Here is a 19,394-nt window from a genome sequence, read left to right as displayed (position 1 = left end):
ACATCGATCGCCGCGACAGGCACGCGATGACGCGTTGCTAGGCTGAGGAGAACATCGCGCCGCGAGGGGTAAACCATGGCAACACCGAGAACGAATACCAGTATTGGCGCCGCGCGCAGCACCCTCGACGCCGAGCAGGGCTCCGCCGCACAGCGCGACCGGCGCCGCCGGATCCTCGAGGCCACGCTGCAGCTGGCGTCGAAAGGCGGCTACGACGCGGTGCAGATGCGCACCGTCGCGGAGCGCGCCGAGGTCGCCCTGGGCACGCTGTACCGCTACTTCCCGTCGAAAATCCACCTGCTGGTGTCGGCGCTGGCCCTGGAGCTGGAGAAGACCCGGGAGAAACTGGACCGCAAGCCGATCCCCGGCGACACCGCCCACGAGCGCATGCAGTTCGTGCTGAGCCGGGTGACCCGGGCGATGCAGCGCGAGCCGCAGCTCACCGAGGCGATGACCCGGGCCTTCATGTTCGCCGATCCGTCGGCGAGCGCCGAGGTCAACGCGGTCGCCCGGCTGATGGAGGACATGTTCACCCGGGCCGTGCACGACGGCGAGCCGACCGCCGACGACCGGGCGATCGCCCGGGTCATCGGCGACGTGTGGCTGTCCAACCTGGTGGCCTGGGTGACCCGCCGTGCCTCGGCGAACGATGTGATCAACCACCTGGAACTGGCGAGCCGCCTGCTGCTGCGCTGATCACCGGCCCTGTCCGGCCGCGCCCGCCGCGCCGGTCACTCGGCCAGTGCCACCAGTTTCGCCAGGGCCTGCTGACCCGCGGCGCCGGCCTGCTTCTCCAGCATGCCGGCCATCGGGCCCTTCAGCGCCGGGCCGATGAACTCCATCTCGTAGGTGATGTGCGAGCCACCCTCGGCCTTCTCGATCACGATGAGGTTCTTCGCCTTGACGCCCATCGGCCCGTCGCCGTTCTGCTCCAGCCGGGTCGGCGCCGCCGCCGTGACTACTCGCCACGCCATCTCGGCGGGCATGCCCATCAGTTTCACCCGTTGCCGGTACTCGGTGCCCTCGCCGAGGTGCGACGGCACCTCGCCGGTGAACCCCTCGTGCATCGTGTTCCATTCCGCGACCCGCGACAGGTCCGCCACGACGTCCCACACTCGCTGCGGATCCGCCTTGGCATCGGCCTCAACTGTCACCTTGGCCATCGCGCCCCTCCTCCAGTCGAGCAACTAGAACAGGTTATAGCAGTGTGACTTGATTCACTAGTTCATCCGGCCGCCGGCGGCGATGCTGTTGTCATGGACGGACACGCGGTGACCGACGACGGAACCGGCCTGACCCATCGACGCGAGGCCATCACCGAGCTGGGCGACGCGCTGCGGGCGCTGGTCGAGCAGGCCACCGTCACCGAGGCGCCGACCGGCGATCTGCTCCGGGCCGCCGCCGGCATCCGCGACGTGATCGACCGGCTCGGCGGGCGGACACGCGACCCGGCCGCCCTGCCCCGGGCCGACGACCTGCTCGGCGGCATCCGGTTGTACAACCCGGTCACCGGCGGCGGCAGCGCCCTCGCGCCGCCGCTGCGCGTCGAGGTGCTGGGCGGGACGGCGATCGGCAGGTGCACGCTCGGCATGGCCTTCGAGGGGCCGCCGAGGTTCGCGCACGGCGGCGTCAGCGCGATGCTGCTCGACCAGTTGCTCGGGCACACCGTGGTCGCCGCCGGCCGGCCCGGGATGACGGTGCGGCTGGACACCGCCTATCACGCGCCGGTCCCGCTGCTGACCCCACTGCTGCTGACCGCCGAGGTGCGTGAGGTGGACGGCCGCCGGGTGACCGCGACCGGCACCATCGCGACCGAGGCCGAGCCGGGCACCCTCCTGGTCACCGCCACCGGCACCTTCGTCGGCCTGCGCGCCGACCAGACCCGCCGCCTGTTCGGCCCGGTCCTGCGCCCCCAGCCGTAGACCACGCCCCCCTCGCCGGGCCGCTGACGCTCACCGGAGCCGGCATCCCGGAGCAGGACGCGGTGATGCGGCGCCTGCGTTCGAGCACACGGATCCAGCCGAGATCCGGGCACTTGACCGTGTCGGCTCGGGGACGCAGCGGTCTGGTGCGCGGCGATGCCGGGTGAGGGCGAAAGGTTGAAGCACAAGGTGAGTGGCTGTCTCACAGCCGGTTCCGGCAGCTGGCGCGAATTCAGGTCAGCTGAGCAGTGCCACGCCGAACGGCTGCCCTCGATCCGGGACACGACGATCGTACGGAGTTGCTTCACCGCACCGGCCTGCGCGCCGCCGAGCTGGTCGTCGCGACGTATCTGACACGATCGCGTGGTGACTCACGTCGCCCTGTTCCACTCCGTTTACGGCCGGCGTCCCGCTGTACTCGCCGCCGCCGAGCGACTGCGAGCCGCTGGGCACCTCGTTGTCGCCCCGGACCTGTATGCGGGTCAGGTGGCCACCTCGATGGAGGAAGGGTTCGCGCTGAGCGACCGGATCGGCTGGGAAGTCATCATGCGGCGCGCCCATGATGCCGTACGCGACCTGCCCGGCGACACGGTCCTGGCCGGATTCTCCATGGGCGTGGGCGTCGTGGCCGGTCTGCTCCCTCACCGCCGGTGCACCGCCGGGCTGCTGCTCCTTCATGGCCTCGGAGGTGACCCAGCGTCGGTCCGTAGCGGCTTACCGGTGCACTTGCACATCGCCGGCCAGGACGACCTGTTCCCACCCGGCGCCGTGCGCGCGTGGCGCAGCGCGATGGCCGATGCGGGCGCGGCCGTGCGGGTTCACACGTACCCGGGTGCCGGGCATCTGTTCACCGACCCCGACACCCCTGACTACGACGAGCCTGCGACGAAACTCGTCTGGCGGCGTACGTCGGCCTTCCTCGAATCTCTTTGACGCCGGGTCGCGAGCGATCGGCGTCCACCCTTTACGCCCTCATCAGGTCCGCGGCCTGCCGCTCGACGAGATCGGCCTACCCCACCAGCGCATCGACCTGGGCACCACCCGACGGCGTCTGGACCCGTTCACCACCCCAGCGCCGGCCGAGCAGAACTCGATAGATCACGGGGCGTTCGCCTACCGGCTGGCGTCACCGTGCCGATCAGGCGAACGGCAGAGCGGGAACTCGGCCCACCACCATGCGCGCTAGCTGCGGAAACGTGTCGCGAGACAGCCGCTGAGCGGCAAATCACGAGATGTCAACACCTGCGCGGATGATTGTGCCACCTATCACGGATTCACGGCGTCCAGATGGCGAATCCCTCAAATCGGCCGTCGTCGTACCGATAGGTTCCTGTCCGCCTTGTGCGGGCCGAACTGTCATGGATCGATGAGAGTTGGCGACCGTGCCCCCTGCAGGCGAAGCGCGAGAGCGAGCCACACCACGCGGTGCGGGCGATGGCGGGTTCACCTTGCTCGAGGTGGTCGTCTCGGCCGCGGTGATGGGCATCGTTCTGATGGGGCTGAGCACCTTCTTCGTGCGAGCCATGTCGACCACGCACGTCGAGGGCCAGCAACAGGTGGGTGTACGACTCGTCGCGGATGCCATGGGCGCGCTCCGGGCGCCGGAGGTAGCGGCTCTGCTGGCCGACCGCGCACCGTGCGCTTCGGCGTGCCCGGCGCCGGTGGCCAAGGCGGTGCCGTTGCTGGCCGGCGTCAAACGGTGGGATGCGGCGGCCCCGCCGACATCGATCACCACCGTCGCTTTCCCGACCGCCCCCGCCTTCCCGGTGCCGCCGAGCTCGTCGGCCATCACGGTGAACGGAGTCACCTACCAGCGCTATCTGTATCTCGGCAAGTGCTGGGAGCAGTCCGGCGGCGGCGCCTGCACCGACGACGACACCCAGCCGATCGCCATGGTCCGGGCGGTCGTCGGGGTGAGCTGGCCGTCGCACGTCTGTGACGAGGGCACCTGTTCGGTCGCCTCGTCAACGCTTTTCGGCGCCGGCGCGTCGGGCGATCCGGTGTTCGGCACCGGCGCCATCACCGTGACCGCCGTCGACGACCAGCTGAACGATCTCGGGTCGGCCATCGCGCCGCTGCAGCTGTCCGCCACCGGCGGCACCCAGCCGTACACCTGGTCGGTCACCGGCCTCCCGAGCGGCCTGACGTTCGACCCGGCCACCAGCTCCGTATCCGGAACGCCGACGACCGCCGGCACCTCGACGGTCACGGTGACCGTCAAGGACGCCCAGGGCAAGACCGCCAAGGACACGTTCACCTGGACGATCGTCACCAACCTCACGCTCGCGAAGATCGCGGACCAGGGGACCACGCAGGGCCGCAAGGTCACGCTGTCGCCATCCGCCGCCGGCGGCACCACTCCGTACAGCTGGTCCGCCCAGGGCCTGCCGAACGGCCTGTCGATCGACAGCGCCACGGGCGTGATCACCGGCACGCCGGACACTCTCGGCGCCTCGACCGTCACGATCACGGTGACCGACGCCCGCAAGAAGACCGCCAAGACGACCTTCGTGTGGACGATCTACTCGGCGCCGAAGCTGGCGGTTCCCCCCAAGCAGGACACCTACGTCAGCACCGCCGCGGTTCCGCTGCAGATGGTCGTCACCGACGGCGTCGGCCCCTACACCTGGACGGCCGCCAGCCTGCGTCCCGGCATGTCGATCGACCCGAAGACCGGCGTCATCAGCGGCACGCCCGGCGCGTTGGGTACGTCGCACGTCGTGGTGACGGTCACGGACAGCCGCGGCGAGAGCGCCTCGGTGACGTTCGACTGGTCGATCGACAAGGCTCAGCAGGTGTACGACAGCACCACCACACAGCTCATCGTGGCCAACCCCTCGCTCTACACCTGGAGTGCGGTCAACCTGCCGCCGGGGCTGTCCATCAACTCGGCGACCGGACTGGTCAGCGGCACGCCCACCACGGTCGGCACCTGGGACATCCAGGTCCTGCTCACCGAGGCCAACGGCACGGTTCGCACGGTGCCGTTCAAGTGGACGATCTTCGCACCGTTGACTGTCACCTCGCCGGGTGCCCAGTCCAGCAAGAAGGGCAAGGCGATCACCCCGCTGCAACTCACCCAGACCGGCGGCGCCGGGCCGTTCACCTGGACCACCTACGGGCTGCCGGCCGGCTTGTCGATCGATCGGAACACCGGCGTGATCACCGGCACGCCGACGACCGTCGCGACGACGACGGTGTACGTGACCGTGACCGACTACGCCGGCAACTCGAAGACGGTCTCCTTCACCTGGCAGGTGAGCTGATGAAGGACCGGATCCGGATCTGGGCCCGCCGCGCGCTGCCGCGCGGCGACGCCGGGGTCACCATGATGGATCTGATGACGGCCATGACCGTCATGTCGATCGTCGGGGCCATCGCCACCGGCGGCCTGATCGAGCTGTACCAGATGACGGACGCCACGGACCGGATGGACCAGGCTCAGTCCCAGGCGAGTCTGGCGTATGCCAACCTGCAACCGGAGATCGGTGACGCCTACGACATCAGCGAGCCGGGCGCCGGAGCCGGCGGCGATCCGTCCGTCGAGTACGTCACCCAGGACGCGAGCGGTCAGCGGGTCTGCCACCAGCTCCGCCTGTCCGGGGGAATGCTGAAGCTACGCCAGTGGCCGGCGTCGGCGACGACGGCACCCGCCGCCACCTGGCGGATCCTCGCGTCCGAGCTGTCCGCGCCCGCCACGCCGGACCCGGACGGCACCGCGGCGGCACCGCAGGTGCTCCACTTCCCCGACTACTCGACACCGTCGCTGGCGAACCTGCCGAGTGCCACGCCGATGCAGCTGCGTATCCGGCTCACGGCGACGGCGAGCGGGGCGAAGGGCTCGACGCGACGGGACACCCAGATCACCATCACCGCGGCCAACAGCGCCGTCGGCTGGCACGACCCGACTGCCTGCTCGCTGGGAAGGAACACGCCGTGAGGGTGCTACGGCAGCCGCTCGCCCGACCGTTGGCCGACGACCGGGGCTCGATGGCCATCGCCATGCTGATCACGATGGTGGCGACGGGCCTGAGCGTGATCGTGGGCACGCTGATGATCGCGCAGATCGGTACCACGCGATTCGAACAGCGCCGAGTCGACGGGTTGCAGAACGCGCGTGCGGGCCTGGAGGTCGCCGTGGCGACCATCCAGGCGTCCACGTCGGGTGGCGTGTCGCAGCCGACCCTCTCCACGGCGGTCGGCAGCCTCCGGGGCGACCGCACCAAGCTGCCCTGCGCGAAGCTGACCGATGCGCCGTCCGGCAGCCCGGCCACCTACGCGGTCAGCTTCGACTACTACACGGAGGATCCCCAGTACGGCGGGACCGCGCTGCCCGCGTGCCAGCCGGGCAAGGGTCCGGTCGACGAGGCCGCGTACGTGCTGCTGACGTCCACCGGCATCGACCCGGCGGGCAAGGTCAGCGCGACACTGACGGCCACGTACCCCCTGCTGTCCGGCGACCGCAACCTGGCCGGCGACACCATCCGGCTCGGCGCGACCAACCTGTGCCTGGACGCGGGCGACTCGCCCGCCGTGGGTCAGCAGCTCTCGTTGAGCAACTGCGCCGCCAGCACCCGGCCCCGGAGCCAACTGTTCGCCTATGGTTCCGGCCTTCAGGTGAGGATGGTGTCCTCGAGCCAACCCGGCGGCCTCTGCGTGGACGCACAGCAGACCAGCGGCGCCTCGTTGACCCTCGCCGCGTGCGGCACCACCGTGGTCCCCGCGAGCCAGCAATGGGTCTCCTCGGGCCTCGGCGCGTCCGGCGGCGGTATCTGGACCTCCACCGATCAGACTCTCTGCTGGCGCGTGACGAGCCCCGCGGCGGGCAGCCGCGCCAAGCTCGACGCCGATTGCGGCAACGCGTCCACCTTCGTCTCCCGCGGCTCCGCCGGTGCGGGCGCGGCCGTGCTGGCCGACCGTAACCAGTGGGTGGACTACGCCGAGTTCAGCCGATGCCTGGACGTCTCCGGCGGGAAGGTCGCCGACGCCCGGCTGATCACCTACCCGTGCCGCCAGGGCCAGGCCCTGACGAGCGCCGAGTGGAGCCAGCAGTGGGTGCCCCTCGACGCCACCAGCGGTCTGGGCGCGGTACTCGGCAACGGGGCCACCGGCGTGGGCAACATCCTGTTCACGGTGACCGACAATGACGGGAGCCCGGCCAACCCCGACGGCAGGTACTGCCTGTGGAGCCCCGGGGTCGCCGGACAGAAGGCGCAGGCCAAGGCTTGTTCCGCGACGACGGCCGGATACCGGTGGACCGTCACCCGGAACACCGGCCAGCCCGTGACCAGCTATCGCATCGAGGACGACCACGGCTTGTGCCTCACCGCCGTACGGCAGGACGTTCTCCCGGACGCCGGCGCACCGGCGAACGCGAGCATTCTCCGTACGATGACGTGCGACGGTTCCGACCAGCAGAAGTGGAACGCACCGCCGGCCGCGCGGAACGGGTCGCCGCTGCTGAACGTGACGCAGCGGTAGCGGCCCTCGTCGCGGGCGTGTGCCGCGGGCGTACCCGAATCGGGTGTTGATCGTCGGAAGACGGGAAAGGGCCGGGCACCCACGGGGGGAGGTGCCCGGCCTGCATAGATCAAAGCACATCACGGTGGGTCGGCGCCACGCGGGAGGGGCGCCGCTTTACCTGCCGGGCGCCGGCGTGGAGAATCGGTCCCCGCCGATCACGCCGACCGCGGGAAAATGCATGCTCTTCGATGGTTTCATCTCCTACAGCCACGCCGCTGACGGACGGCTCGCGCCGGCCGTCCAGCGCGGTCTGCACCGGCTGGCGAAGCCCTGGCACCGGCGCCGGGCGCTGTGGATCTTCCGGGACCAGACCGGCCTGGCGGTGACACCGAAGCTGTGGACCTCCATTCAGGAGGCGATGGACGGCTCGAAGCACTTCGTGCTGCTCGCCTCGCCCGAGGCCGCCCGCTCGCCGTGGGTGAACCGGGAGATCGAGCACTGGCTGGCGACGAAGTCGACGGACTGCATCCTGCCGGTGGTGACCGACGGTGAGTGGCGCTGGGATCCCGGCGCCCGCGACTTCACCGAGGACTCCACCGCGGTGCCGGACGCGCTGCGCGGGGTGTTCACCGAGGAACCGCTCTTCCTGGACCTGCGGTGGGCGCGCGACGACGTGCACCTCAACCTGCAGCACATCCGGTTCCGGGACGCGATCGCGCAGCTCGCCGCGCCGATGCACGGGATCAGCAAGGACGAGTTGGAGGGCGAGGACGTCCGGCAGCACCGGCGGGCCCGGCGGCTGTCCGTGGTGGCGGCCGCGGCACTGGTCGTGCTGACCCTGGTCACGTCGCTGACCGGCATCGTCGCGGTGCACAACGCGAACCGGGCCAACGCCGCGGCCGTCGAGGCACAGACCCAGCAGCGGGAGGCGGTGCAGCAGCGCACCACCGCCGAACGGGCCACCCAGGAGTCGCTGCGGCAGCAGGAGAACGCCCGGGTGCAGGAGGGCCGGGCGCGAGCCGCGCAGACCGAGACCCGGCGGCAGACCCAGCTCGCCGCCGACCAGCAGGCGCTGGCCCAGGAGGCAGCCGCCGAGGCGCGGCGGGAGCAGGCCGAGGCCCAGCGATACCACGCCAGCGCGGAACGCGAGAGGGCCAGCGCCGAACGGGAGAAGGCGCTGGCCACCGACTCCAAGGAGGAGGCCGAGCGGCAGAAGCGCAACGCCGACCGGCAGCTGGCCAACGCCCAGCGCCAGGAGGACCTGGCGAACCAGGCGGAGGCCCGGGCCAAGGAACAGAAGCGGCTCGCCGACCAGCACCGCGAGCTGGCCCGCCAGGCCGAACGGGAACGTAAGCGGCAGGAGCGGCTGGCCAAGGAGGCGGCCGAGGAGGCGAAACGCCAGCGGGAGCAGACCGCGCTGCTGCAGCGCGTCGAGATCAGCCGGCGGCTGCTGGCCCGGGCCCGGGCGATGATCGTCGACGACCCGAAGAAGGCGCTCATGCTCGCCGTTGCCGCGGAACGCCTGCACCCCGACGCGCAGACCCGGGACCAGCTCAGCCACCTGGTGATGGCCACCCACTACGCCGGGGTGCTCGGCGACGTGACCTACGTGACCACCCTGGCCGGGCACGTGGTCGCCACCGCCGACACCGGCGGGACGGTGTCGCTGTGGGACACCACGGACCCGGCCGCACCGGAACGGCTCGGCACGCTGCCGGCCGGCGCGACGGCGGACACGAAGCTGGTGGCCAGCGCGGACGGGCGTACGCTAGCGGTCCTGGACGGCGGCCCGGCGGCGGTCCTGTGGAACGTGGCCGATCCGGCCCACCCGGTGAAGACCCTCTCGCTGCCCGACCCGGCCGGGATCGTGGCGGTGAACTTCAGCCCCGACGGGCACCTGGTCGCGACCAGCAACAAGGCGAAGGACACGCTGCTCTGGGACGTCAGCGGCGGCGCGCCGACGACGCCGGCGACGCTGCCCGGGGCGTGGCCGCTCAAGTTCAGCCCGGACGGCAAGACCGGGGTGACCAGCGGCAGCACTGTCACCGTCTGGGACTTGACCGATCCGGCCCACCCGGTGCCGGGCGCCAGCCTCGTCTCGTCGCGCGGCGAACAGGTCGTCGACGCGGCCATCGCGTTCAACCCCAAGCGCAACGTGGTGGCCGTCGAAACCCTCTACGACTACGTGCGCCTCTGGGATGTGACCGACCCGGCCAAGCCGCGCCAGGGCCTGTCCGAGCTGGCCGCCACCGGGTCGGCGCACCTGAGCGCGATGGCGTTCAGCCCGGACGGCGGCACGCTCGCGATGGCCGACACCGACGGGGCGACAGCGCTGTGGAGCGTCGAGACGACCGGCACCTGGGCCTGGCTGTCCACCCTGGTGGCCACGTTGCGGATGCCCGACGGCCCGGTCCGCTCGATCGCCTTCAGCCCGGACGGGCGGACGGTGACGACCGCCGGCGGCCGCCGGACCGCGACCATCTGGACCACCAAGGGCCGGTACGCCCGGGAGGAGCTCGCCGAACTGCCCGGCCCGTTCCCCTCGAACATCGTCGGCCTGGCGTTCCGCCCGGACGGCCACTCACTGATCACCGCGGGCTGGAACGGCACCGCCACCCCGTGGGACCTGACCGACCCGGCCGGCCCGGTGCGGGGCGACTCGTGGCCGCTGCGGGACGGCACCGTCGAGGGCCTCACGCTCAGCCCCGACGGCCGCACGCTCGCCGTCACCGGAACGGACGCGACGGTCACGCTGCTCGACATGAGCGGCTCGGCCGGTCCGGCGCCGCTGGCCACCATCAAGGAGCCGGGAGATCTCGTGTACGCGGTCAGGTTCAGCCCCGACGGGCGAACCCTCGCCGTCGGCCGCCGCGACGGCAAGGCCACGCTGTGGGACCTCGCCGACCGGCGGCGGCCCGCCCGGCTCGCCGACCTCGCGCTGCAGGAGACGCTGTCGGCCATCGCGTTCACCCCGGACGGGCGGACCATGGCGGTCAGCGAGGGCTACAACGTGTCGCTGTGGGACGTGACGAATCGGTCCGCGCCGGTCCGCTACACCTCGATCCTGCTCAAGAACGTCTTCGGGTTCACCGCCAACTCGGTCGCGTTCAGCCCGGACGGGCGCACGCTGGCCGCGGGCACCGACGACGCCGCCACCGCGATCCTCTGGGACGTCGCGGATCCGGAGCGGCCGAGCCGGATCGCCACCCTGATGGGGCACACCAGCCAGGTGCGGTGGGTGGCGTTCGGCCCGGACGGGCGGACGCTGGCGACCGCCAGCACCGACGACACCATGATCCTCTGGGACATCGCGGACCCGACCACGGCGGTGCCCTTCGCGACGCTGAAGAGCCCGGCCCTGCAGACGGTGAACGTGGCGTTCAGCCCGGACGGTCACACGCTGGCGGCCGGGGGCGCGTTCGGCGACCTGAGCCAGAACGTGACGGTGTGGGACGCGACGGTGCCGGCGAATCTGGCGGCGGATCCGGCGCGGGAGGCGTGCGCGATCAGCGGCCGGGGACTCACCGAGCAGGAGTGGAAGAGCTACATCCCCGAACTCCCCCGCCAGCCGACATGCTGACACGTGCGGGCCGCTTTCCCTCGCGGCCGGATTTCCGGTACGCCCGGAGTGCTGCTCGCCAGTACCCCAGCGGGAGATCGTTCGGTGAGCCGATGTAGCCGCCGGGGTGTCGATGCTGGTCCAGGCCCTCGTTGCTCCAGCGCCTGCCGGAGACCTCGGTGAATTCGGAAGTCACCCCTACGATGCGGGGCTGCTCCTGGAAAGCGGTCGACGCGAGATCGTCGCCCCGGGTCGTGGCCGACCCACCATGCCCTCCGGGCCGGCCGGGAGAACCTCGACGAACACCACCGCCAGATGTTCCGTTCAGCCGAGTGCGGCCTCTGCCGTTCGGGTCACCGTCACGGTGACGCCTACCGGAACGCCGCACCGCGGCGGCGACCTCAGCTTGCTCCGATGCGCGGATCTGCTGCTGAGCGGAAACGCAGCGGGCGTCGCGGCTCATCCGCGGATCCGCTGATGTCGATGACCATATCCTCGCCGGGTGACGTACGAAGACACCGCGGAACGAGTCATCGACCGCCTGCTGTTGGCCTTAGCGATGCAGCAGCACGACAAGTCGGGGAAATCGGGCCTTCCTGATCAAGTCGCCGAGGCATTCGCCGGGTTGAGCAGGGACGAAGCTGGTGTGATCTTCGGCCAGGCCGGGCATCTCGTGCACTACGGCATGGACAGCGAGCCATTGGTGAGTCTCATCGACATGATCTCCGCTGTCCAGCGCGGTGAGGCTCCGGAACATGCCGCGCTCAAGCCGGGGGACTCCGTTCGTATCGTGGGCGACCTGCCGGAGAGCCTTGCCGAATATGACGAGGCGATCCTGCGCAGGACGGTGTTCGTCGTTCGCTACGTCGGCACCGATGCGACGGTGGACGTGCAGCCGGACCTGATCGAGGACTATGTGATCGAGACAGTGCCGATCGCGATCGTGAAGCGAGTGCGGACGTGAAACGTTTGGGACGCCGGCTCTACCGGCCGCCCGCTCGAGCACTGACCGGATTCGCCGCGATCCGCGCCTCACGGATGCCGAGCTGATCAGGCGGCGATGAGCTTGGTACGGCGGCCTGTCGACCATCCGCGCGGGCCGCCAGGGCCCACTCGTCGACGGGATGACCCGCAGGTGCCGGATGATCCCGGTGTCCAGCAGCCAGGTGATCCGCAGCATCCCCCCACGCACGCAGCCGCGTTCGCAGGCGCCCGGGCTGACAAGCAGGTGGGACTTGCGGGTATCGTCCCTCCCCTCGCCGGCTTCCGGAAACGCAGGACGACGGGCGCGCCGCCGAACGGCTCAATCGGGTGCGACGGCGGCGGCCGGTCGGCGGTAGGGCTCCGGCACCGTGGCGGTCCGCCGGGTGTCGTAGCCGGGTTCCAGCGTGCGGAACACCCGGTCCCACACCGTGGTGTAGAAGCCCAGGTTGTAGCGGGGTTCCGCGTGGTGTCCGACGTGCATGGTGGGCGTGGCGACCCATCGGAAGATCACATTGCGGCGTACGCGCGGCGGCAGCGGCTCCACCCCGAGGTGGCCGAGGATACCGAAGACCAGGTTGAGCACCGTGTAGGCGGTCAGGGCGGCGACCGTGAACGGGTGAACGGCCAGGACCACCAGCCACATCGCCCCGAAGCCGATCGCCTCCAGGGGGTGCAGCGCGAACAGCGTGATCGGGCGGGCGTCCGCGAAGACGTGGTGCAGCCGGTGCACCCAGGGGAACAGGACTCGTAGATGGGCGGTGGCGTGGCCGGCGTACATCAGCACGTCCATCACCATGACCAGCACGATGAGCTCGGCGATCGCCCCGGGGCCGAGGCCCGGCCGCAGGGCGATGACGCCGGCCCGCCACAGCCACCAGCCGGCCACGGTGATCGCGGTGTTGATCAGCGTGGTGCTGGCGACCAGCGCGTACTCCTGCCCGCTCACCGGGCCGGGCGCCGGGGTGAGTCGCCGGGCGCCGGGCAGCCGGAGCGCGCCGTGCCCGAGCAGAGCGCCCAGTCCGACCAGGGCGGTGTTCTCCACCAGGGCGAGCAGCGCGCACCATCCCGGGTGCAGCGTCCGCAGGAACTCCAGCATGCCGGTCACGGCCTGCATCTTGCTGCGATTCCGGGCGCCGGCACAAGGCCGTCCGGGAAGCGCCCGGTCAGGCGGGCTGCCGGGTGCGCGGTGCGCGGGCGTCCGCCGGCTTGCCGGTCTCGCGGAGGAACAGCAGGCCGGTGACCGCCATCAGCGTCGCGGTCAGGCCGTGGACGCCGAGTGCGGTGGCCACGGCGCCGTGGTGGGCCAGCACGGTGGTCATGTCGCCGTACGCGGCGAGGGCCTCCACCAGCAGCACCCAGCCCAGCGCCCGGCGCTGGCCGGTCACCAGCAGGACGCCGAGGACCAGGGCCAGCACGACGTCGCGGACGCCCTTGACGATCAGGAAGCCGCCGCCGTCGCCGGACGGCCAGGACGGCAGGCCGAAGCTCGGCGCCGTCGCCGCCGGGCGCACGATGTACTCCGTCCCGAACCAGAGGATGAAGAGGACGAAGACGGCGGCCAGCACGGTGTTGATCTTCTTGAGCGACATCGTTCTTCTCCTTGGCGAGTGGGCGGTTCAGGCGAGGGCGGCGGCGAGCGAGGCGAAGGCGGCGATGATGACCGCGACGCGGACGTAGTGGTAGCGGTCCCAGCGGTTCATCTGCTCCTTCCAGTCGGCCGGCCGGTTCTCCGGGGTCCACGTCTTGCCCCGGTTGTTGATCGGGACGAGCAGCAGGATCGACATGACCACGCTGAGCAGCAGCAGCGCGCCGGCGGTGACCACCAGCCCGGTGCCGGGGTCGTGCCAGCCGGCGGCGGCCCAGACCGCGACGAGCACCAGCGAGCCGATGTACCAGAACGGCATCACGGCGCCGAGCATCCGGCCACCGTGGGCGCGGGCGAGCTGGTCGCTGTCCTCGGGGAGCGCGTTGAAGATCCGGTTCATGACGAAGGCGACGGCGAACTCCACCCCCACCATCACGCCGACAACCACCGTGGTGACGACCTGAAGTGCGCTGAGCATGACGACCCTCCTGAAATCTAGCGTTGCTAGCTTGTGGGGCAACGCTAGCACTGCCAGCGCTCGACTGTCTAGCGGTGCTAGGATCGGGTCATGTCGGTACAGGAACGCAAGGAACGCGACCGGGCGGAGCGCGAGCGGCTCATCGTGGCGACCGCCCGCGAGCTCGCCGAGCAGCAGGGCTGGGACGCGGTCACCACCCGCCGGCTCGCCGAGCGCATCGAGTACAGCCAGCCCGTGCTCTACAGCCACTTCCGCGGCAAACGGGAGATCATCGGTGCCGTCGCCCTGCAGGGCGCCACCGAGATGGCCGTGGCGGTGCGGGCCGCGACCGGTGCCGCCGACGGCCCACGCGCCCGGGTGGCCGCCCTGGCCCGGGCCTACCTCGACTTCGCCGCCCGCAACCCGGCGGTCTACGACGCCATCTTCCAGCTCGACGGCGGCCTGGCGTACGCGCGGGACGACACCCCGGAGCCCCTCAAGGACGCCTTCGCCGCGCTGCTGGAGACGCTGGGCGAGGTGGCCGGCGACGGGATCGCACCGGGGCTGTTCACCGAGACGGTGTGGGCGTCCCTGCACGGCCTGGCCACCCTGACCCGGGCCGGACGACTGCCGCCGGAGTTCACCGAGGAGCGGGTGCGGCTGCTGGTCGACCGGCTTCCGGTCGCCTGACCCGGCCGTCCACAGCGGCCCCGCCGAGGCTCGTCAGAGGTGGTCGCAGACGTTGTCGAGGGTGCCCGTGACCATCGTGAGCGTGCGGTACCCGGTCGGTGAGATCCGCAGGCGGTACACCCCGTCGACGATCCACAGGCCGCGCGGGATGTTGCCCTGGCCCTCCCGGACCCGCAGCAGCACCGGGCCGGCCACGTACCAGGTCTGCGAGCCGTCCGCGCCGTGGTCGACCACGGCGCTGCCGCTGACGTCGGCGTCGTACGCCGCGCCCGTCTCCGTGTTGGTCACCCGGACCACCAGGTCACCCCGGTACGCGTCACGGCGGATCGACCCGTCCGGGTACCGCTGCAACACCCTGGTGACCACCTCGTCGACCACCGGCTCGGCGGACAGCGGGAAGTCGCAGTTGACCCCGGCCTCCTGGCGGAACGGCGGGGTCGGCGCGGGTTCCCAGCCGGAACCGGCGCCGGTCAGCAGCGCGGCGGACGTGACGGCGGTGATGGCGATTCGGCGCATCACGGCAGCCTGCGACAAGCCGCTCACCAGATCCTGACCGGAACCGATAGCCTTCGATCCGATGGACTTCCGGTTGCTCGGCCCGTTCGAGATCCGCCACCGGGGCCGGCCGGTCACGGCGGGCCCGCGCCGCCAGGAACGCTGCCTGCTCGGCCTGCTCCTGCTGGAGGCCGGCCGGGTGGTCAGCACCGACCGGCTGACCGACCTGCTCTGGGACGGCGAGCCGCCGGCCACGGCCCGCGGCGTCGTGCACACCTATGTGGGCCGGCTGCGGCAGTCGCTCGGCGACCACGGCCTGACCATCGTCACCCGCCACGACGGCTACCTGGTCGAGCCGGCCGATCACCGGCGGGACGTCGACGAGTTCGCCGAGTTCTGCCGCCAGGCCGGGGAGGCACCGGACACCGCCGAGCGGGTCCGGCTGCTCGACGAGGCGCTCGCCCTGTGGCGCGGGCCGCTGCTGGCCGACGTGGCCGGGGATCGGCTGCGGGAACGGCTCGCGCCGCGGCTGCACGAGCAGTGGCTGGTGGCGGTCCGGCGCCGGGCCGAGGACCTGCTGGCGATGGGGCGCCACGAGCGGGTGGTCACCGATCTGCTCCCGGTCGCCGACCGCTGTCCGGCACAGGAACGGCTGGTCGCCTTGCTGATGACCGCGCTGCACCGGGACGGGCGGCCGGCCGAGGCCCTGCACCGCTACGACGTCACCGCGAAACTCCTGCGCGCCGATCTCGGCGTGGCTCCCGGGGCCGAGCTGCGCGAGCTGCGGGACCGCATCGCGCGGCGGGATCCGCGGCTGGACCGGCCGCCGGCGCCGGCCTACGCCGTCCGGGTGCGCGACCAGTGGCTGCCGTGGCATGTGGGCGGTCACCCGGCGCTGGAGTTCTGCAACACGTACGCGGGCTGGCGGCAACCGCATCCGGCCGGCGGCGGCGAGTGGCTGCGCGGCTATCCCGCGCTCGCGGCCTGGGCCGAGCACCTCGATCTCGCCGATCCGGAGACGACGACCAGGTTGCTGCGGGTCGCGCGCCGCGCGCCCGGCGAGGCCGCCGCCGTGTTGCGGCGCGCCACGACATTGCGGACCTTTCTGTACGCGTGCCTCACCGACCCCGCGGACGAGCACGCCTTCGCCGCGGTGGCGGAGTTCGCCCGTGCCGCCGCGGCCGCGTCGGTCTTCGTCCGGGACGCCAGCGGGCTCGGACGCTGGGTGCTGCCCGCCGAGGCGGGGCTCGACCTGCCGCTGCACGCCGCCGCGAACAGTGCCGCCGCCCTGCTCGCCGACCCGCGCCGGTTCACCGTGTGCGCCTGCCCCGCCCCGCGGTGCGGCTGGCTCTTCCTCGACCCGAGCCGCCAGCGCCGGTACTGCAGCGTCGCCACCTGCGCGCACTGAGCGTGAGATTGCCGTTTAACCTCCCGCTCCACCCTGACGTCGCTGTGGAGGCGTCGCCGCCTTATCAAGGGTGACTACGGTGCGTGTCGGTCAGCACGCTGGGCGAGGGTGGCAACGGGACCCAACGCGCGTTCTCTGCGGCAAATGAGTGCGTTGCTCCATCTGCCCTCGATGATGCCGCACCATCGGCTGGCACGTTCAGCGGTGGCGGCGGTGTGACTTCAGATGCCAAAGGTTAGAGAGAACCTGAGCCTCCTGCCGCGTTCAGTAGCACCTCGCCGGGCCCTTGGGTGGCGAAGTGCTGGTGCAGAGCGTCGATGAAGCCGCGTACCGACGGGCGTTCGTCGCCGGCGCGCACAGCGGCGTACCAGGTGCGCGTGGTCGGCCGTGCGCTGATGCGTACCACAGCGACGTCGCCGCGTTCGGCGTACGGCGCAATCACCCAGGAAGGGAGTACCGAGATGCCCTCTTGTGCTGCGACGAGCTCGACCACAAGATCCGTCACCATGGGCACGGTTGTGAGGCTGCGGGGGTGTGCGCCGGGTGGCAGCGGCAGCGGCGTGGCCAGCGCCCGGCCCGGGTCGTAGGAGTCGTACATGATCAGATCGACGTCGGCGAAGTCGCGGGCCGTCACATGGTCGCGCCGGGTCCACGCATGTTGCGGCGCGACCACCGCGACCATCTCGTCGTCGAAGAGCCGGGTCAGTTGGAGCTCTTCGGCTCGTCGGTCGAGTTTGGTCAGGACCGCGACGTCGAGGCGCTGGTCAAGCAGCGCGCCGACCACGTCGTCATCGGGCACGGACTCAACGCGCACTTGGCTGTCGGGGTGGTTCTCCCTGTGGCGGCGGATCACCGGTGTGAGCCAGCCGAACGTCGTGCTGCACTGCGTGGCGACTCTCACGCGACCACGCCCGAAGTGCGCGATGCGGCGCACATCGGCCTCGGCTGCGCTGAGTTCGCGGAGCACGTGAACGGCGCTGACCGTGAGCCGTCTTCCTGCCTCGGTGGCCACCAGGCGGCGCCCGCGGCGTTCGAAGAGCTGTGCGTCGACGCGTGCCTCGATCTTAGCGAGCCGTTGGCTGAGCGCGGGCTGACTCACATAGAGCTCCTCGGCTGCCTGCAGTAGCGTTCCGCCGCTCGCGAGCGCTGCTAGTAGCTCCAGGTCCCGCACATCCACATTCATAAGCTGACCTTATGGCAGCAGGGGCCGTTGCGTCTTGGACTGATCGGTCACTTGCTCCGTAGCGTCATTGCTCGACGGACCGGCCGAACCGGACCGGCCCCCACATGACGACAGGATGAGCCATGAGCAGTTTCTCGACAGTGATCATTACCGGTGGCAGTAGTGGTCTGGGTCTCGCCGCGGCGCGCCGCTTCCTCACCGATGGCTACCGGGTGGTCCTGGGCGGACGAGACGATGCGCGGCTCAAGCAGGCGGAGTACGACCTGTCAGCGGGCGACCTGGTGGCGACGGTCGCCGGTGACATCGGTGCGGCCGACACCGGCGAGCGCCTTGTCCGTACTGCCGTCGACCGGTTCGGTGGAGTCGACGTACTCGTCAACAGCGCCGGCACGTTCGCCGCGAAGCCGTTCCTCGACGTGACCGCTGAGGAACTCGACGGCTTCCTCGCCGGGAACCTGCGGGGCACCTACCTCGCCACCCAGGCAGTCGTGCGCCGCATGGTCGCGCAGGGCCACGGTGGCAGCGTGGTGAACATCGGCACGGTACTCAATGACCACGCGGTCACCGGCTTCCCGGCCTCCGCGGCACTGGTTTCCAAGGGTGGGGTCCGGGCGCTGACCGTTGCCCTCGCGGCCGAACTCGCTCCCCACTCGATCCGGGTCAACGAAGTGGCACCCGGTGTCGTGCGGACTCCGCTGCACTCCGCCGTCGACGTCGACGCGTTCGCCGGCCTCGCGGTGCTCAATCGCGTCGGCGAGGCCGACGAGATCGCCGAGGCGGTGCACTACCTCGCGACGGCACAGTTCGTCACCGGTCACACCCTCGCCGTGGACGGCGGCTTCGTCACGGTGCGGTCATGACTGTTGCTTCCTCGGGTAGCGTCGCCGCCGTCGGGTTCCAGGACGTCGAGGACCTGCTGCGGACCTACTTCGACGGGTTGTACCACAGCGATGTCGACCGTCTCGCGGCCGTCTTCCACCCCGCCGCGCTCTACATCACCCAAACGCCGGACGGCACGCTGCACCGTGACCTACCGACCTACCTCGACGTCGTGGCACACCGGACGGCTCCCGCAGCACGCGGCGAAACCCGCAACGACCGCATCGTTTCGATCACGCAGGTCGCAAAGAGCCTGATCGTCGCCGTTGTCGAATGCTCCTTGGGCGACGTCGACTACGCCGACGTGCTGACACTGCTCGCTTCCGACGGACGCTGGCAGATCGTTGCCAAGGCATTCCGCGCGACTCCACGACGCCTCGACGAGAAGGGCTGACCATGCCGTACATCAATGTAAAGATCACTCGTGAGGGTGTGACGCGAGAACAGAAGCGCCGCATCATCGGTGAGATGACGCAGGTCCTCGTCGACGTACTCGGCAAGGACCCCCGCACAACCTTCGTCGTCATCGACGAGGTCGAGCTCGACGACTGGGGCATCGGCGGCGTGCCGGTTCCCGAATTCCGCAAAAGTGGCGCCTAACGGAATGTCAACTGCTGTCCGCTTGGAAGGGACGCATACAATCAGCGAGCCGGAAGCGCCTTCAACGCTTGCGCATTCGGGCTCCATAGTCGTCCGGATATCGGTCGCACTGATTGAACCGGGATAGCCAAACACGCTCATCTCGGCAGATCCGTGCACTCGTCGGGTC

The 19,394-nt window shown here is 70.7% G+C and carries 19 protein-coding genes; 13 read left to right on the top strand and 6 right to left on the bottom strand.

Annotation, left to right across the window (positions count from 1 at the left end; translation table 11 throughout):
* Positions 1–75 precede the first annotated feature (75 nt).
* Positions 76–696, top strand: a complete 621-nt coding sequence (gene kstR / locus Actob_RS20450) for a cholesterol catabolism transcriptional regulator KstR (protein WP_284921912.1) — start codon at positions 76–78, stop codon at positions 694–696.
* A 35-nt stretch (positions 697–731) separates the two neighbouring features.
* On the opposite strand, the gene Actob_RS20445 is transcribed toward kstR, so the two are convergent.
* Complete coding sequence (locus Actob_RS20445; RefSeq protein ID WP_284921910.1) at positions 732–1,163, bottom strand: type II toxin-antitoxin system Rv0910 family toxin; 432 nt, start codon at positions 1,161–1,163, stop codon at positions 732–734.
* A gap of 93 nt (positions 1,164–1,256) precedes the next feature.
* Here Actob_RS20445 and Actob_RS20440 point away from each other — a divergent pair, with 93 nt between their 5' ends.
* From Actob_RS20440 to Actob_RS20410, 7 genes are all read left to right on the top strand, one after another.
* On the top strand, positions 1,257–1,922 hold the full coding sequence (locus Actob_RS20440) for a PaaI family thioesterase (RefSeq protein WP_284921909.1): 666 nt from the start codon (positions 1,257–1,259) through the stop codon (positions 1,920–1,922).
* Between the two features lie 366 nt (positions 1,923–2,288).
* Positions 2,289–2,855 carry a dienelactone hydrolase family protein gene (locus tag Actob_RS20435; protein WP_284921908.1) on the top strand — a complete coding sequence of 189 codons (567 nt, stop codon included), beginning with the start codon at positions 2,289–2,291 and terminating at the stop codon, positions 2,853–2,855.
* A 524-nt stretch (positions 2,856–3,379) separates the two neighbouring features.
* Positions 3,380–5,188: an Ig domain-containing protein gene (locus Actob_RS20430; RefSeq protein WP_284921906.1), complete on the top strand. Its 1,809-nt coding sequence runs from the start codon at positions 3,380–3,382 to the stop codon at positions 5,186–5,188.
* Complete coding sequence (locus tag Actob_RS20425; protein ID WP_284921905.1) at positions 5,188–5,862, top strand: hypothetical protein; 675 nt, start codon at positions 5,188–5,190, stop codon at positions 5,860–5,862. The genes Actob_RS20430 and Actob_RS20425 overlap by 1 nt, the downstream gene beginning before the upstream one ends.
* Positions 5,859–7,403: an RICIN domain-containing protein gene (locus tag Actob_RS20420; protein WP_284921904.1), complete on the top strand. Its 1,545-nt coding sequence runs from the start codon at positions 5,859–5,861 to the stop codon at positions 7,401–7,403. Before Actob_RS20425 ends, Actob_RS20420 begins: the two co-directional genes overlap by 4 nt.
* A 220-nt stretch (positions 7,404–7,623) precedes the next feature.
* A complete protein-coding gene (locus Actob_RS20415) occupies positions 7,624–10,965 on the top strand; it encodes a TIR domain-containing protein (protein WP_284921902.1) in 3,342 nt (1,113 codons plus the stop codon).
* A 481-nt stretch (positions 10,966–11,446) separates the two neighbouring features.
* Positions 11,447–11,908: a hypothetical protein gene (locus Actob_RS20410; protein ID WP_284921900.1), complete on the top strand. Its 462-nt coding sequence runs from the start codon at positions 11,447–11,449 to the stop codon at positions 11,906–11,908.
* Between the two features lie 339 nt (positions 11,909–12,247).
* On the opposite strand, the gene Actob_RS20405 is transcribed toward Actob_RS20410, so the two are convergent.
* The 3 genes from Actob_RS20405 to Actob_RS20395 all read right to left on the bottom strand — a co-directional run bounded on the left by Actob_RS20405 (position 12,248) and on the right by Actob_RS20395 (position 13,991).
* Positions 12,248–13,024 carry a sterol desaturase family protein gene (locus tag Actob_RS20405; RefSeq protein WP_284922353.1) on the bottom strand — a complete coding sequence of 259 codons (777 nt, stop codon included), beginning with the start codon at positions 13,022–13,024 and terminating at the stop codon, positions 12,248–12,250.
* A gap of 67 nt (positions 13,025–13,091) precedes the next feature.
* Complete coding sequence (locus tag Actob_RS20400) at positions 13,092–13,517, bottom strand: DUF4267 domain-containing protein (protein ID WP_284921899.1); 426 nt, start codon at positions 13,515–13,517, stop codon at positions 13,092–13,094.
* A gap of 27 nt (positions 13,518–13,544) precedes the next feature.
* Positions 13,545–13,991: a DUF1772 domain-containing protein gene (locus Actob_RS20395; protein WP_284921898.1), complete on the bottom strand. Its 447-nt coding sequence runs from the start codon at positions 13,989–13,991 to the stop codon at positions 13,545–13,547.
* Between the two features lie 90 nt (positions 13,992–14,081).
* Here Actob_RS20395 and Actob_RS20390 point away from each other — a divergent pair, with 90 nt between their 5' ends.
* Positions 14,082–14,660 carry a TetR/AcrR family transcriptional regulator gene (locus Actob_RS20390; RefSeq protein ID WP_284921897.1) on the top strand — a complete coding sequence of 193 codons (579 nt, stop codon included), beginning with the start codon at positions 14,082–14,084 and terminating at the stop codon, positions 14,658–14,660.
* 33 nt (positions 14,661–14,693) lie between these two features.
* Here Actob_RS20390 and Actob_RS20385 read toward each other — a convergent pair whose 3' ends face one another.
* A complete protein-coding gene (locus tag Actob_RS20385; RefSeq protein WP_284921896.1) occupies positions 14,694–15,176 on the bottom strand; it encodes a hypothetical protein in 483 nt (160 codons plus the stop codon).
* Positions 15,177–15,237: 61 nt separating this feature from the next.
* Here Actob_RS20385 and Actob_RS20380 point away from each other — a divergent pair, with 61 nt between their 5' ends.
* The gene (locus Actob_RS20380; RefSeq protein WP_284921895.1) at positions 15,238–16,563 is read left to right on the top strand and encodes a BTAD domain-containing putative transcriptional regulator; all 1,326 of its coding nucleotides are present in this window, start codon (positions 15,238–15,240) and stop codon (positions 16,561–16,563) included.
* 235 nt (positions 16,564–16,798) lie between these two features.
* Here Actob_RS20380 and Actob_RS20375 read toward each other — a convergent pair whose 3' ends face one another.
* Positions 16,799–17,746 carry a LysR family transcriptional regulator gene (locus tag Actob_RS20375; RefSeq protein WP_284921894.1) on the bottom strand — a complete coding sequence of 316 codons (948 nt, stop codon included), beginning with the start codon at positions 17,744–17,746 and terminating at the stop codon, positions 16,799–16,801.
* Between the two features lie 122 nt (positions 17,747–17,868).
* On the opposite strand from Actob_RS20375, the gene Actob_RS20370 reads away from it, so the two are divergent.
* From Actob_RS20370 to Actob_RS20360, 3 genes are read left to right on the top strand one after another with little or no spacing between them, the layout of a single operon-like run.
* Complete coding sequence (locus Actob_RS20370; RefSeq protein WP_284921893.1) at positions 17,869–18,606, top strand: SDR family NAD(P)-dependent oxidoreductase; 738 nt, start codon at positions 17,869–17,871, stop codon at positions 18,604–18,606.
* Positions 18,603–19,019, top strand: coding sequence for a nuclear transport factor 2 family protein (locus Actob_RS20365; RefSeq protein ID WP_284921892.1), 417 nt, complete (start codon positions 18,603–18,605; stop codon positions 19,017–19,019). Before Actob_RS20370 ends, Actob_RS20365 begins: the two co-directional genes overlap by 4 nt.
* A gap of 2 nt (positions 19,020–19,021) precedes the next feature.
* Complete coding sequence (locus tag Actob_RS20360; RefSeq protein WP_284921891.1) at positions 19,022–19,225, top strand: tautomerase family protein; 204 nt, start codon at positions 19,022–19,024, stop codon at positions 19,223–19,225.
* Positions 19,226–19,394 lie beyond the last annotated feature (169 nt).

Source organism: Actinoplanes oblitus (genome assembly GCF_030252345.1).
Lineage (GTDB): Bacteria > Actinomycetota > Actinomycetes > Mycobacteriales > Micromonosporaceae > Actinoplanes > Actinoplanes oblitus.
This window is presented reverse-complemented; position numbering and strand designations above follow the sequence as displayed.